This is a genomic window from Saezia sanguinis, from assembly GCF_963921665.1.
In the GTDB taxonomy this organism is placed as follows: Bacteria; Pseudomonadota; Gammaproteobacteria; order Burkholderiales; family Burkholderiaceae_C; genus Saezia; species Saezia sanguinis.
In genome coordinates, this window is the sequence record NZ_CAWUGC010000002.1 from 46921 (window position 1) to 60504 (window position 13584).

A 13584-nucleotide genomic window follows, 5' to 3' on the forward strand; every position below is an offset into this window, starting at 1 on the left:
AGATGCACATGAATCAGGTTATGGGCCTTTGTAACCCGGACGGTGGCGTGACCGTACCGGCCCCTGCTTTTTATAGCGCAAGCGGCGCGCCTCTTTCGGATCAACCGTCAACGGGCGGTAAATTTCAATGCGGTCATTCAGACGTAGCGAAGCATCCAGCCTGGTCTGGCGGCCCCAGATACCAATATGGGCTGTTTGCAAATCAACTTCAGGAAACCGGGCACACAGCCCGCTGGCAATGATCGCGGCTTGTACGGTGGCAACACCATGCGCATCTTGAATATTTGATAAGGATACTTTGACAACAACCGTCTGCCGCGCTGCAGGCGAATAAATCACCTCAACATCATCTGCCGACAAAGGTTCTGGCAGTGCGTCACTTACCATAAACGGTATTGGCCCGCTTGATAAATGCCTCAACCTGTGAGTTGACAATGCGGTCAAATACCGGGCCCAGCACAAACTCCAGCGCTTTGCTGGAAAATTCGTAACTGATCTCAAAATTGATACGGCAGGCCCGCGGAGGCTCGGTTTGCGGGGGCGTTGCAGGCAGTTCGGTAAAAGTCCAGACGCCTTTCAGTGAAGAAAAAGGACCATCCACCAGATCCATGGTCACCGACTTTCCCGGTTCATGATGGTTGCGGGTGGTAAACTTCTGATTGATGCTGCCATAGCCGATGCCCAACCGGGCCACCATGCCCTCAGGCAAGGTTTCCACCACTTCGGCACTGCTGCACCAGGGCAAAAATGTAGGATAGGCCTTAACATCAATGACCAGATCATACATTTCTCTGGGGGAGTACCAGATTAAAACGGACTTTTTAACATTTTTCATACAATTGCACTCTATTGTAAAAGAACTTAAATAACTGACTTGTCAACCCATGTCTATTGCAGAAAACAGAAAAGCCAGATTCAATTACATTCTGGAAGACAAATACGAAGCAGGCCTGGTGCTCGAAGGCTGGGAGGTTAAGGCCATCCGTGAAGGGCGCGCCCAACTCACTGATGGCTACGTGGTTATTCGTGATGCAGAGCTGTATCTCATCGGCTGCCAGATCAGCCCACTTAAAAGTGCTTCTACCCATGTCAAGCCCGAAGCGGCGCGCACCAAAAAACTGCTGCTGCACAAGGAAGAAATCAGTCGCCTGATCGGCAAAGTCGAGCAGCGTGGCTACACACTGGTCCCGTTGAATCTGCACTACAGCAAAGGCCGTGTCAAAGTTGATATCGCTTTAGGCAAAGGCAAAAAAACACACGACAAACGGCAAACCGAAAAAGACCGTGACTGGGACAGAGAAAAAGCGCGCCTGATGCGGCATAAAACCACACGCAATCCGGATGCGTAAGCAAATCTCTGTTCTATAACTGCCCAGACAATAAAAAATCTGACGGCCTGAGTTCAAGCCATACGCCACAGCATCATCAAAAGGCACGTTCATCAGCAACCAACAAACCCATGACAACTTTCATTCTATTTTTTGTTGGCGTATTGGCCACGCTTGTCGACCCTATTCACGCCATTGTTGCATTGGCTATTGGGATTTTATGTAAATCGCACCTCACGCGATTAGGCTTTTCATTGCTGGCCGCACTGGTCATGACGTGCTTGATCCTGTCCATGCAAAATCCACTGGGAGGTAGAATCAATGGCGTGTTGTGGTTTATAACCGCGTTCACCGGTTTCTGTCTGGTTGCTTACGTGATTGCGGGCATCAAATACCTTTTAGCGTCTCCTGAAAAGCGTGAAAAATCAACGCAGGATCGTATTCAGGAAAAAGAAAACCAGAAACAACAGCAGCTACAGCAAAACATCAATACCTACATCCACATGGCAGACAGTCAAACTATAAACAATCCCGAGACTGCCTTGGAAAGCTACACAAAAGCATTACAAATGATTGGCGAACTTGCCCAGCCTTTAAACGAAGAAATGCAAAAACAGGCCACACAGGTTTCCGACAAAGTGATGCACCTGCGTACACAGCTGGAAACCCCCTCACACATTGCACATCCGCCAGTTCCAACACCACAGCAGAATACATTTTCCCAAGAATCATCACCACTTCAAAAAACACCCTATACGGCAGAAAAAGCAGCCCCACTGCAAACAACACCTCAAACGATACCTGTTCCTGAGCCTGCTGCTACTCTTTCTCACAACACTACAACACAGCAACAAGAAAATACCACCCTATTTGCGCCAGATCTGGCCACACAGCCTGATTCAGCAAGCAATAGATGGAGTCTTGAGCGTCAAGCCGCACTGGCACATAATATCCTGCATGGCAAAACCACCATACAACAGGCCAGCCAGATTTTTAGCCTGCCTGTCCCCACTGTAGAATGCTGGGTAGAAGAAGCCTTACGGCAAATGGACAACACTGTTGAGCCTGAGACGCATGCGCCTCATAAAGCAGCCCATTCCCAAGCACCCCAGCCAGAAGAGCTGCAGGCGGCTTATGGCGAAGCCATGCTTGAGATTCGCATGCTGAAGAAAAGGATCGAACAGTTGGAACAGCAGAACGACTGACTGTCTCTCAGCCTCGCAGCCACAGCCATTCCGGCCAGCGCTCGCAAGCAGCGCCCCATCCCTTACTAGGGGCAGAGCAGTTTCACATACAAAAACCCGGCACTGCACCATACGCACAGTCCCGGGTTGTTGTGACTGTTGCCAGAAAAATCAGGCTTTTAATGCATCCGTCACACGTTGGGTAATTTCCTGCACAGAGCCTACACCGCTCACTTTGCGGTATTTCGGCGCATCTGCTGCACCGCTGGTAGCCCACTGTCCATAGTAATCGACCAGGGGCCGTGTCTGGCTCTGGTATACGTCCAGACGCTTGCGCACGGTTTCCTCTTTGTCATCATCACGCTGAATCAGGTCTTCACCGGTGACATCGTCCTTCCCCTGAACCTTGGGAGGATTGTGCTTGATATGATAGGTACGCCCTGAAGCGGGGTGCACACGGCGGCCACTCATGCGGTCAACAATCTGCGCATCGGGCACGTCAATTTCCAGTACAAAGTCGAGCTTGACACCGGCCTTTTTCAAGGCATCGGCCTGCGGGATGGTACGCGGAAAACCGTCAAACAAAAAACCGTTGGCACAATCGGGCTGTGTGATACGCTCTTTGACCAGACCAATGATGATGTCGTCAGACACCAAACCACCACTGTCCATAACTTTTTTGGCTTCAACCCCCAGCGGCGTTCCGGCTTTCACGGCTGCACGCAGCATATCGCCAGTGGAAATTTGTGGAATACCGTATTTTTCGCAAATAAATTGAGCCTGGGTTCCTTTACCGGCGCCTGGTGCACCCAATAAAATCAGTCGCATTGAAATACTCTCCTTTTATTCATTGAAAGCTGTCAAAATAACTGCCCAACTTCAGCCATCAACGTCATGTGTTCATAAATGAAATGTCTACAGTTGATTGTATGGCGTCCGGGTAGCCAAATGTAATTATGGTATTCCATACATTTTAAGGATAAATCAACGTCCAGCGGTTCTTCGCATGCGCAAGTTGATCATTCCTGTGCGCGTATCCATTGCATAGCAACGGTACAGCGTAATACACAACCTCCATCCGCATCAAAACGGTTTTCCCTGAATACCGCATCCCTAGGTCACAACACGATAATCTGTGCTCCCAGCAAAGACAGCAGCTCCGGCAATACCACATCTGTCATTTCAGACTGTTATTCACCTTGCAGCCAATGCTGCACGCACCCGCTCCAAATCGGCCGGAGTATCTACTCCAGGGCCTGGGCGCTCAGACGTCACATGTACTGCAATGCGTTCTCCGTGCCACAAGGCACGCAATTGTTCCAGTGACTCCAAACGCTCCAGCGGTGCTACCGGCAATGTCGGGAAGCGCTGCAAAAAAACCACCCGATAGGCATAAATGCCAATGTGCCGCAGTGGCAAAGGCATATCTGCCCCCGGTTCTGGCAGATGCGGGACCTGCCCTGCCGAATGCGCCAGATTGCCATCACGCCACCATGGAATCGGCGCCCGGCTGAAATAGAGCGCCCGCCCGGCCGCATCGCAAACGACTTTGACCACATTGGGGTTGGCATACTCTGCCTCATCATCTATCGCATGTGCTGCGGTACTGATGGCACAGTCCGGATTGTTGTTTAATACACGTGCACAGGCATTAATCAATTGCGGCGGCATCAAAGGCTCATCGCCCTGCACATTCACCACAATGTCGCTGCCAGACAGTCCGAGCAGGCTGCTGGCCTCTGCCAGACGGTCACTGCCACTGGGATGGTCTGCCCTTGTCAGCACCGCAGACACGCCATGCTGTACACACGCCTGCACAATGCGCTCATCATCCGCAGCCACTGTGACGCTTTTCGCCTGGCTCTGTGCCGCACACCGGGCAACGCACACCACCATCGGCAGCCCATTGATATCGGCCAGTGGCTTATCAGGCAGCCGTGTCGACTTCAGGCGTGCAGGAATAATGACATGAAAATCCATACAACCCGATCATTCAGATTTTTCTTGTTCTGCAGCTTCATTTTCCGGCGCATGTTCCTGTGTATCCGGGGCAGACGCCGCCACAGGCGCTTTCATTTGGTTGGCATGTGGCTTGCCCTGGGCTACCCACTCATCCAAAACCACCGCTTCAGTTTCAAGCATGATGGGAATACCATCGTGAATCGGAAACACCAGCTTGGCCCCTTGCGAGATCAGCACCTGGTGCTCTTTATCATATTCAAGCGGGCCCTGTGTTACCGGGCATATCAGCAGTTCAAGCAATTTACGGTCCATAAGTCATGTCACTCCAGTGTTCATCGGCCACAAGCAGCCACTCTCTATGGCTGCCTCGTGTTTGGCACATCTGCCAGCAATTGATCCAGGCGCTGCATAAACGCTATTTCCGGCTCATAGTCCAGCGCAACCACATGCAGTTTTTCCTGATGAGGTAATTGTAGGCATTTAGCCGCATCTTTTTCAGTAATCAGGATGATGTCTGAGCGAATTGCCTCAAACGGCGATTGCGCAAAGTCATAATGGTCCGGCAGCGGCAGCGTCTGTTCCAGCTTCACCCCGGCCTGCGCCAGCATATTAAAAAACCGCTGCGGATGCCCAATACCCGCCGCCGCCGCAATGCTCGTCCCTTGAAGCTGGCACTTTGCAACCAGCGCAGCCATAGGCTGCCATGACCGCTGCGCAGGGCATGTGTCAGCCCAGGTGCTCAGCGGCAAATAGCCTTTCAGCCCGCGTGTCACCATATACCCTGGCAAACCGACAGAAGGCGCATCGGCGTTATACAAAACCAGGTCAACTGAGCGGGCTCTGGAAAGCGGTTCGCGCAAAGGCCCGGCAGGCAGCAGCCAGCCGTTACCGGCTCCACGGTCGTCAAACACCGCAATTTCAATGTCACGCCCCAATGCATAATGCTGCAACCCGTCATCGCTAAGCAGTACCGTGGTTGCAGGGTAGCGCTCCAGCAGCATCTGCGCAACCTGCACACGCTTTGCGCCTACAAACACAGGCACGCCAGTGCTGCGCTTGATCAGCAAGGGTTCATCGCCAGTCTGCGCCGGGGTACTGCTGCTCTGCACCTCAACACACGGGGTATTGTCTTTTCTGCCATACCCGCGGGAAATCACCCCAGGCTGCCACCCTGCCTGCTTCAGATGCTCAACCAGTGCAATCACTGTCGGCGTTTTGCCAGCACCCCCTGCGGTCAGATTGCCGACCACAATCACAGGCACAGACGCTTTCCATGGTTGCCGAACCCGCTGCAACCACCAGCGGCGCACTGCACTGATACCCCTGAACAACAGGCTTGCCGGCCACAAAACACACGCAACACCACCGCGCCGCTGCCAATACTTTTCTTTTGCAGCAGGTTGGGGTTGTTCGGGCGAGCTTGTCATATAGGCAGCCACATCGTGTGAGATGAATGTTGAATGATACAACAACAAAACGGTTTGGCCCGATCGGGCCATTTCAATTGGGTCAGGGCTGCTCGCTGCGGGTGGCAAATGTCAGGCGTGAAAGCCCTGCCTGTCTGGCAGCATCCATCACATTGACAACCGACTGATGCGAAGAATTGCCATCGGCATTGATCACCACCATGGACAGTTCATGCTCCCCGGCTGCCGCTCTCAGTAACTGTGCCAGATGCGACACACTCGGGTCACTCACAATCGTGCCATTGATGGCAAATGTACCATCCGCTGTAACCACCACATCAACTTTTTGCACTGTCATGTTCTGCTGTTCGGCATTGGCATCAGGCAAACGGATTTGCAATGCGGCAATGCGGTTATAAGTGGTCGTCAGCATTAAAAAGATAATGATCACCAGCAATATATCGATGAACGGGATCAGATTGATCTCCAGTTCATCCAGGGGGCGATGGCGGAATTTCACTTGGCACGCTCCAGCAGACTCAACAGATGCCGCGTAAAGCGCTCAGAACTTTGCTCGAGCAGCAGAATATAGACTTCAACCCGGGAACGGAAATAACGGTAGAACAGATACGCCACAATCGCAATCATCAGGCCAAACGCCGTGTTATAAAGCGCGACAGAAATACCGTGTGCCACCTGCGCCGGGTCCCCTTGTCCGGCGGCCTGTTGGGCACCAAAAATCTCGATCATGCCGATCACAGTACCAAACAGCCCCAGCAAAGGCGCTACATAGGCAATGGTTGCCAGTGCAGGGAGAAAACGCTCCATCACATGAATAGCCAGCCGGCCGGCGCCTTCCATCGTACTGCGCAACTCCTCCTCTTTCACCTCCGGGTTTTGCTGCACGGTCTGCAAACCTGTAGCCAAAACACCGCCAAGCACTGAGCTTGCCGCCAGTTTTTTAATGGTCTCAGGAGAAGGAATTTTTTTTGCGCTGGCGCTGATCGCTTCTTCCAGCGTCTTTGCCGGAATGATCTTGTCACGCCGCAAACTCAGAAACCGCTCCACAATGAACACAATTGCAGCAAACGAACACAGAATCAAAAACCAGATGGGCCAGCCAGCAGCCTGAATGATGGAAAACAAAGAACGCCTCCTCAGCTCAAAATAAATTGACACCCGTAATTATCACCCGAGACGCCCCCGTTTGGGAAGCCGCCCAAGTTACCCCCTGTTCCTGTGGATAAGTATGTGCGTAAACGCGTATACACATATCCAGATGCTTGTCTTCATGCGGGTTTGAACAAATTGCCTAGTTTTTAATCTAAAAAAAACATAAATAAAATCAATATACTACGATAATCTTTCAGCATTTCAAGGTAGTTTAAATGGCATTTTGCTACGGCAACAGTTTATCACTGCATTGCATATGACCCCGGTCGGTTTCTGATCCGGTACACTCTTTTACAATAAGACTCCAAGCCCTGCCAGAAAAAACAAAACCCGATTCTTACCAGAAGGAACCTCCACATGTACATTCCTGCCGCATTCAAGCTCTCAGATCTGGCAGCCCTGCACCACCATATAGAACAGCACCCCTTTGCCACACTGGTCACCTTCTCAGCGGAGCACGGGTTGCAGGCCAGCCATCTGCCGCTTTCATTACACCGGCAACAAGGGCCATACGGCACCCTGGTAGGACACCTGGCACACAAAAATCCTCTGTGGCAGCAGCATGATTCTTCACAACCTGTGCTGGCCATTTTCCACGGCCCACACAGCTACATTTCACCTGGCTGGTATCCGACCAAAAAACAAAATGGCAAAGCCGTGCCTACATGGAATTACACGGCGGTACATGCATATGGTCACATGCACACCACCACAGACCGGGCAGAACTCAAAGCCGATTTGACCCAGCTCAGTGACCAGCACGAACAGACCATGCCCAGCCCATGGCATTTACACGATGCACCGGAACCCTATATCAATGCCATGCTTAACGCCATTGTTGGTATACGCATTGAAATCACACAGCTTCAGGGCAAGAACAAACTTTCGCAGAATCAGCCCATGGAGAACCAGCAGGGTGTCATAGAAAACCTGCGCGCGCATGCGCTCCCCAATACGCCTGCACAAGAAATTGCAGATTTGATGGAACAGCAATTACGCGCCAAGTAACACCAACGCCATCCGCCAGATCTTTTGCGATGCATCCGCAATACCATGAGAAGCTAAGCGGCTGCATCGTGTCATCCAGCCCCATATGACACCTGAATGATGCGCCCAGATAACTAACTGCCGCCACAGGGCCGCCTTTCTCAATACCCCCGAAAACAGGTACTTTTGCACACTTTGCAGATAAACATATCACGCTGTCGTTAATTTTGTGCAACAAACGCGCTATAGCATCAGAAAAGGCCTTATCCATACTAATGCCATGGATATAATTTGTTGAGGGCATTTTTGCATTGAACATTTCGATAGTGCCCTGTCAAGAAAGGTAACTATGAAAAAATCTATATTCGCATGTCTTTTTTTGGGCGCAGCACTGGCCGGATGTACAACCCTGTCGGGCGAATACATCATCACAGCACATGATCAAAACGGTAACCCGGTAAGCAGCAGCATTTCATCACGGGCACAAGGAAAAGGTATTTATACCGTGCGCGATGCAATCTGTTCCGCATATCCGAATGCAATTGTGGTCATCAAAAACGCACACACAGGGGAAGAACTCGAAGACGAGAGTCCTTATCAATGCAAATAAGGCTTTTGGTATGCCACTGTGGCAGACAGCCGGTCAAGCTGTCTGCTTTTTTCTAATAAGTACGAGAGTGACATCTCCCACTTCGTCTGCTGCCTTATACGGCAGCAAACACCTTCCAGATCAGTAAAAAATCATCTCTTCCAAAAGAAGGTAAAGCCCTTTCCTGCTCAATATCTGACGCTCTGCCAGGATAGTTTGTACAACCATTCAGTTTAGTCCTGCCAAGTGACAGCGCCGCGAATGTAGCATAAAATGGCAGGCCTGCCGCCGTAGTTCAATGGATAGAACGAGCGCCTCCTAAGCGCTAGATACAGGTTCGATTCCTGTCGGAGGCACTCTATACGTTGCATTGAAGCGGCTTTCAAGGCCGTTTTTTATTTTCCCCTTATCCCCACACGTCAATCATCTGTCCATTGGCATAGCCATTGCTGTCGCATTTTGCTGCTCATGGATACTGCGTCTGACGGATCGCAATCCTGTTTAAAGCTGCTCTCATCTGTGCCTTGTCTGCCAGCAACTGGTTTTTTCAAAAGTTTCAAAATCACACGCTTTGTCCAAGCAGCCATCAGGCATAAACGGGCAAGACCCAACTCAAAAAAGAAATAATCAAAGGTGTCATCAGAATAAATAAAATTGACCTGATTGCATCCCCTTATACCCAAAGTGGGTAACTTCAATGGCTGCGAAGCAAACCACATTGTTTGCTCTATATAATCAAGTTTAAATCTTCTTTCTGCCAAATAAAGTCTGTATTTTTCGCTTTAAGGTGCTTTAAAGTTTAACCATTCTGATATTAATAGGCTATATGGCAATAGTGTGATAACACATCCGCATAGAATCAAACAATCGCGTTTATTTTTCATATTTTTGTAGTACTGTTCTTCATATATTGGCTTTTATACAGCGTTGAGAATTTGGGACTGCCAATATATGGGGGTTTCTGAATTTTTAGAGTTCAGAAGGGGCTTTAAGAGAATGAAATATCTGTTAAAGATTAAGTCATTTCTCTAATTTACACTCTACGTTTGAGGATAATGAAATCATGCCAAGAAAAGTGCGAGTACTGCTTGCAGACGACGAAAAACACGTTCGTACATACATTAAAGCGGTTCTAGTGGGCCTCGGCTGCGAAGTTGTTGGAGAAGCCGAGAATGGATCAGAAGCCGTGTCGCTGTATCAGGAAACATCTCCCGATGTCGTCTTGATGGACGTGAATATGCCCGGAAAAGACGGGCTTGCTGCACTTCGCGACATCAAGAAAAACAATCCCAATGCCGCAGTAATCATGCTGACATCACTTTCTGACATGGCAACAGTTCACTCTGCTGCCGAGCTTGGCGCCCTGCAGTACATTCGAAAAGATACGCCTGTCGCGGAACTGAAGCAAATTATTGTTGAGGCATGGAAAGAGCATCTTAACGATGCCACAGAATAAACCTGCAAAATAGAAAGCTGATATATGGACATGGTAGAAAAACGTGATGATTTCGATGTCCCCAGATTTGACCTGCAGCAAATGTTGAAAGAGGTTGAGTCGGAAACAGGCATGTATGGACAGAGCAGTGTTAAGCAGGCCGACATCACCGAATTGTTCAAGAAAAAAGATAATAAAGACAAGAGGCCTCAATCATGAATACCTCTGCATTTCTTCCCAGTCTGGTCGAGAATGGTCTGGCCGATGAAACGGAAATTCGAACGCTTCTGAGATCATCCGGCGGTGACAACCTCACCATAGCCAAGCAGTTGTTTGAAACTCTCGAGCTGACCAAGGACCGGAATTTGCTCGCCAAGCTGTACAGCGACAGTATCGGCAAAGCCCATGTGCCATTGGGAAAAACACTCTTCCAGCGGGAAGCACTGGCCCTACTGCCAGCAGAGATAGCAAAGAAACTGCTTTGTATTCCTGTTTACAAGATGGGAGATACTTTAACAGTCGCAATGGCTCATCCTGAAGATACAGCTGTGATCGCCAGCCTGGAAAAACTGGTTGGCTGCCCTGTCAGCACAGTATTTGCCTTTCCTCAGGAAATTGAAAACAGCATCGACATTCAATATGAAACAACGGATGAACTAGAAAAGCTTTCGGACCAGCTTGCTGCAGGCTCGCGTGCCCCAGAAAAGATGGATACAGCCCAACTGAAGGAGTTGGCATCCTCTACCGGAGTAGTCGAGCTGGTCAGAGGCATGTTGCTGTATTGCTTACAGAACAGTGCGAGCGACATCCATATCCAGCCCACAGCAAAAACACTGAATGCCCGGTTTCGCATTGACGGGCAGTTGCGAACCGTTTTGCAGCTCAATAAGAATGTAACCCCCACAGTCATGTCTCGCTTAAAAATCATGGCGAGCCTGGATATCACCGAACAGCGTCACCCACAGGATGGGAGACTGTCTCTCGAGTTGAAAAACAGTACCTACGACTTTCGGTTGTCTACAGTCCCAACCGTTTTTGGAGAAAAGGCGGTCATTCGTGTGATCGGATCAGCCGATCAAGTGGGCAAACCAATTGATCAACTCAGCCTCAGCACTCGAAACCAAGGCCTGCTGACTCACCTCATCAAAAAACCCAATGGCGTGTTTTTTGTCACCGGACCCACGGGCTCCGGCAAAACGACCACACTCTATTCAGTACTGTCCAAAATCAACCGTCCCGAAATTAACGTGATTACCGTAGAGGATCCTGTTGAGCTTCGGATTGATGGCATTACGCAGATCCAAACCAATGCCGCAATCGATCTGGATTTTGCAGAAGTGCTTCGGGCTGTTCTTCGGCAGGACCCACAGGTCATTCTCATTGGTGAAATCCGCGATCTGGAAACTGCCCGAATCGCTATGCAAGCCGCCCAGACCGGCCATCTGGTCATGGCCACCATGCATACTAACAATGCATTGCAGGCCATAAACAGGTTGATTGAAATCGGAGTAGATCCATTTATGGTTGCTCCTTCATTGGTGGGTTCTATGGCACAACGGCTGGTACGGCGGATATGCGAGCATTGCAAAGAAAAGTACGAAGCGCCCAAAGAAGTCATCGATCAACTTTTTTATAACCACCCTCCTGAATATCAGGGATACTTTTACCGAGGATTGGGTTGCGACGCATGCAATCACAGCGGGTACTCAGGCCGGGTCGCAATACACGAAATCTTTATCATGACAGACCGGCTGCGCGACCTCGTTATGAACCGCGCATCATCCGTCGAGCTGTACAAAGAAGCCTTGCGCCTGGGGTTCCGGTCTATGCGTTACGACGGCATCATGAAGGCCATGCTTGGGATTACTTCACTTGAAGAAGTTGAACGGGTAACAGCCGGATAAAAGCCGCAAAATCATTGCATTGGCAGGCGTGCCCAGAAGTAGGCTCCCTGCCCTGGTTGGCTATCACAGCCAACCTTCCCTTTATGAAGCTCAATAATAGTTTTCACGATCGACAGGCCAAGCCCTGTCGATGACTCTCCTCCAGTCGGCTTGGCACTGAGCCGCTTGAATTTTCCAAAAAGTTTGGACCTATCCTCTTCGGTCAATCCAGGTCCTTCGTCTTTCACACCAAACTCAATCTGTCCCAGGTCCTGAACTTTCTTAAGACTGACCGTGACCTTCTTGCCCCCCGGAGAGTATTTAATCGCGTTGCTGACATAGTTATCAAATGCCTCTTGCAGACGCGTTTTATCGCCTTGAACAACAACGCCAGGTTCAATCTCATAGGTAATGAGGATTGCTTTTTTCATCGCAGCAGCCTCATTAATGCGAATCAGTGAGGTACACAAAGCGCTGAGATCCACTTCCTTGAAATCAAGCATAGCGCCTTGCTGCTCCAGGCCTTCGCTCTCCAAAATGCCCTTGACAATATTCGACATGTGCAAGGATGCGTCGCAAATGTTCTGGAGAAATTCAATATCCTGTGCTGGTATATTGGGAGAGCTTTTCTTGATGTCCAGCATCAACTGCGCAATGCCATTAATTGCAAGCAGAGGATTTTTCAGGTCATGACTGGCAATCGCCAAAAGCTCTCCTTTTGCTTTATAGGCAGCCTCGGCAGCATCTTTCTTTACCCTCAGTTCCTCTTGTTCACGGCGCGCTGTGATATCAATGATGGATGCCACAGCCACTATCCCTTCTTCGGTCTGAACCGGGTTCAGTCCAATCTCCACGGGGATTTCCGAGCCATCTTTCCTGCGGGCAAAAAGATCACGACCAACCCCCATATTACGGGTTTGTGGATTTGCAAAAAAACCATCCCGAAGGGCACCATGATGCCCCCGGTACCGTTCCGGCAGCAACATCTCCATTTTTTTGCCAACCATGTCAGCCTCACTGTACCCGAACATGATCAGTGCCTGTTGATTCACCAGCGTGATAAAGCCGGCCTGATTAACCAAAATCATGGCGTTAGGAGCAGAGTTGACTATTTTGCGAAACCGGTCTTCTGCCCGCTTACGTTCAGAGATATCAATGATCGTAGCAAGCACCCATGTTCCATCCACCAGCACCAAGGGGTTCAACCCGATCTCAAGCGGGCATATCGTGCCATCTTTACGCAGTCCATAAAGCTCCCTGCCTTCTCCCATACGCCTCATGACTGATGCATGCATGTATTTGCGGCGCAAAGGAACATGCCCTTTACGGAACTGTTCAGGAATCAGCATCTCCACTGCCATACCAATCATCTCGGAAGAGCTATATCCGAAAAGACTCTCACACTGCTTATTCACGTAGGCAATCTTGCCCTCTTGGTTGACTAACAAAACAGCATTCGGCGCTGAATCCACAATCAGGTGAAATGTGATTTCAGTTAACTTTTTTTGATTCAGCTCCATCGTCAATGTCTTTCGCGGGTTTTAACAGGTTCAACTATGATTTAAACGCAATACTCCAAGATAGCCGAAAGCAAAATCCCTCATAGCAGCAGGGCATACATGACTTCTTGGAGCTTA

General features: G+C 49.9%; 16 protein-coding genes, 1 tRNA gene and 1 pseudogene. 8 read left to right on the top strand and 10 right to left on the bottom strand.

Features of this window, described 5'->3' with window-relative positions:
- Window positions 1–18: 18 nt before the first annotated feature.
- Window positions 19–387 carry an RnfH family protein gene (locus AACY98_RS02300; RefSeq protein WP_339801084.1) on the bottom strand — a complete coding sequence of 123 codons (369 nt, stop codon included), beginning with the start codon at window positions 385–387 and terminating at the stop codon, window positions 19–21.
- Window positions 377–835, bottom strand: coding sequence for a type II toxin-antitoxin system RatA family toxin (locus AACY98_RS02305; RefSeq protein ID WP_126980638.1), 459 nt, complete (start codon window positions 833–835; stop codon window positions 377–379). Before AACY98_RS02305 ends, AACY98_RS02300 begins: the two co-directional genes overlap by 11 nt.
- Before the next feature lie 49 nt (window positions 836–884).
- Between AACY98_RS02305 and smpB the strand changes: the two genes are divergently transcribed.
- A complete protein-coding gene (gene smpB, locus AACY98_RS02310; RefSeq protein ID WP_126980637.1) occupies window positions 885–1349 on the top strand; it encodes an SsrA-binding protein SmpB in 465 nt (154 codons plus the stop codon).
- 110 nt (window positions 1350–1459) lie between these two features.
- The gene (locus tag AACY98_RS02315; RefSeq protein WP_339801088.1) at window positions 1460–2533 is read left to right on the top strand and encodes a hypothetical protein; all 1074 of its coding nucleotides are present in this window, start codon (window positions 1460–1462) and stop codon (window positions 2531–2533) included.
- Between the two features lie 150 nt (window positions 2534–2683).
- Here AACY98_RS02315 and adk read toward each other — a convergent pair whose 3' ends face one another.
- From adk to AACY98_RS02345, 6 genes and pseudogenes are all read right to left on the bottom strand, one after another.
- The gene (adk, locus tag AACY98_RS02320; RefSeq protein WP_339801091.1) at window positions 2684–3340 is read right to left on the bottom strand and encodes an adenylate kinase; all 657 of its coding nucleotides are present in this window, start codon (window positions 3338–3340) and stop codon (window positions 2684–2686) included.
- A 366-nt stretch (window positions 3341–3706) separates the two neighbouring features.
- Complete coding sequence (gene kdsB, locus AACY98_RS02325) at window positions 3707–4492, bottom strand: 3-deoxy-manno-octulosonate cytidylyltransferase (protein WP_339801093.1); 786 nt, start codon at window positions 4490–4492, stop codon at window positions 3707–3709.
- Window positions 4493–4621: 129 nt separating this feature from the next.
- Window positions 4622–4786: pseudogene (locus AACY98_RS02330) on the bottom strand (Trm112 family protein); the annotation flags it as partial.
- A 44-nt stretch (window positions 4787–4830) separates the two neighbouring features.
- On the bottom strand, window positions 4831–5901 hold the full coding sequence (gene lpxK, locus AACY98_RS02335; RefSeq protein WP_339801096.1) for a tetraacyldisaccharide 4'-kinase: 1071 nt from the start codon (window positions 5899–5901) through the stop codon (window positions 4831–4833).
- Between the two features lie 82 nt (window positions 5902–5983).
- The gene (locus AACY98_RS02340) at window positions 5984–6400 is read right to left on the bottom strand and encodes an ExbD/TolR family protein (RefSeq protein ID WP_339801100.1); all 417 of its coding nucleotides are present in this window, start codon (window positions 6398–6400) and stop codon (window positions 5984–5986) included.
- Entirely contained in the window at window positions 6397–7026 is a 630-nt protein-coding gene (locus tag AACY98_RS02345) for a MotA/TolQ/ExbB proton channel family protein (RefSeq protein ID WP_126980630.1), read from the bottom strand. The genes AACY98_RS02340 and AACY98_RS02345 overlap by 4 nt, the downstream gene beginning before the upstream one ends.
- Window positions 7027–7410: 384 nt before the next feature.
- Here AACY98_RS02345 and AACY98_RS02350 point away from each other — a divergent pair, with 384 nt between their 5' ends.
- From AACY98_RS02350 to AACY98_RS02360, 3 genes are all read left to right on the top strand, one after another.
- The gene (locus tag AACY98_RS02350; protein WP_339801103.1) at window positions 7411–8061 is read left to right on the top strand and encodes an FMN-binding negative transcriptional regulator; all 651 of its coding nucleotides are present in this window, start codon (window positions 7411–7413) and stop codon (window positions 8059–8061) included.
- Window positions 8062–8389: 328 nt separating this feature from the next.
- Window positions 8390–8650 (top strand): hypothetical protein, encoded by a 261-nt coding sequence (locus tag AACY98_RS02355; protein WP_339801106.1) that lies wholly within the window; start codon window positions 8390–8392, stop codon window positions 8648–8650.
- 263 nt (window positions 8651–8913) lie between these two features.
- A tRNA-Arg gene (locus tag AACY98_RS02360) sits at window positions 8914–8985 on the top strand.
- Window positions 8986–9048: 63 nt separating this feature from the next.
- Here the strand turns inward: AACY98_RS02360 and AACY98_RS02365 are convergent.
- Window positions 9049–9390 (bottom strand): hypothetical protein, encoded by a 342-nt coding sequence (locus tag AACY98_RS02365; protein WP_339801108.1) that lies wholly within the window; start codon window positions 9388–9390, stop codon window positions 9049–9051.
- A gap of 302 nt (window positions 9391–9692) precedes the next feature.
- Between AACY98_RS02365 and AACY98_RS02370 the strand changes: the two genes are divergently transcribed.
- From AACY98_RS02370 to AACY98_RS02380, 3 genes are read left to right on the top strand one after another with little or no spacing between them, the layout of a single operon-like run.
- Complete coding sequence (locus tag AACY98_RS02370) at window positions 9693–10085, top strand: response regulator transcription factor (protein ID WP_339801110.1); 393 nt, start codon at window positions 9693–9695, stop codon at window positions 10083–10085.
- Window positions 10086–10109: 24 nt separating this feature from the next.
- Window positions 10110–10283 carry a hypothetical protein gene (locus tag AACY98_RS02375; RefSeq protein WP_339801113.1) on the top strand — a complete coding sequence of 58 codons (174 nt, stop codon included), beginning with the start codon at window positions 10110–10112 and terminating at the stop codon, window positions 10281–10283.
- Window positions 10280–11968: a GspE/PulE family protein gene (locus AACY98_RS02380; protein ID WP_339801116.1), complete on the top strand. Its 1689-nt coding sequence runs from the start codon at window positions 10280–10282 to the stop codon at window positions 11966–11968. The genes AACY98_RS02375 and AACY98_RS02380 overlap by 4 nt, the downstream gene beginning before the upstream one ends.
- Before the next feature lie 11 nt (window positions 11969–11979).
- Here the strand turns inward: AACY98_RS02380 and AACY98_RS02385 are convergent, their stop codons facing one another.
- Complete coding sequence (locus AACY98_RS02385; RefSeq protein WP_339801118.1) at window positions 11980–13467, bottom strand: PAS domain-containing sensor histidine kinase; 1488 nt, start codon at window positions 13465–13467, stop codon at window positions 11980–11982.
- Window positions 13468–13584 lie beyond the last annotated feature (117 nt).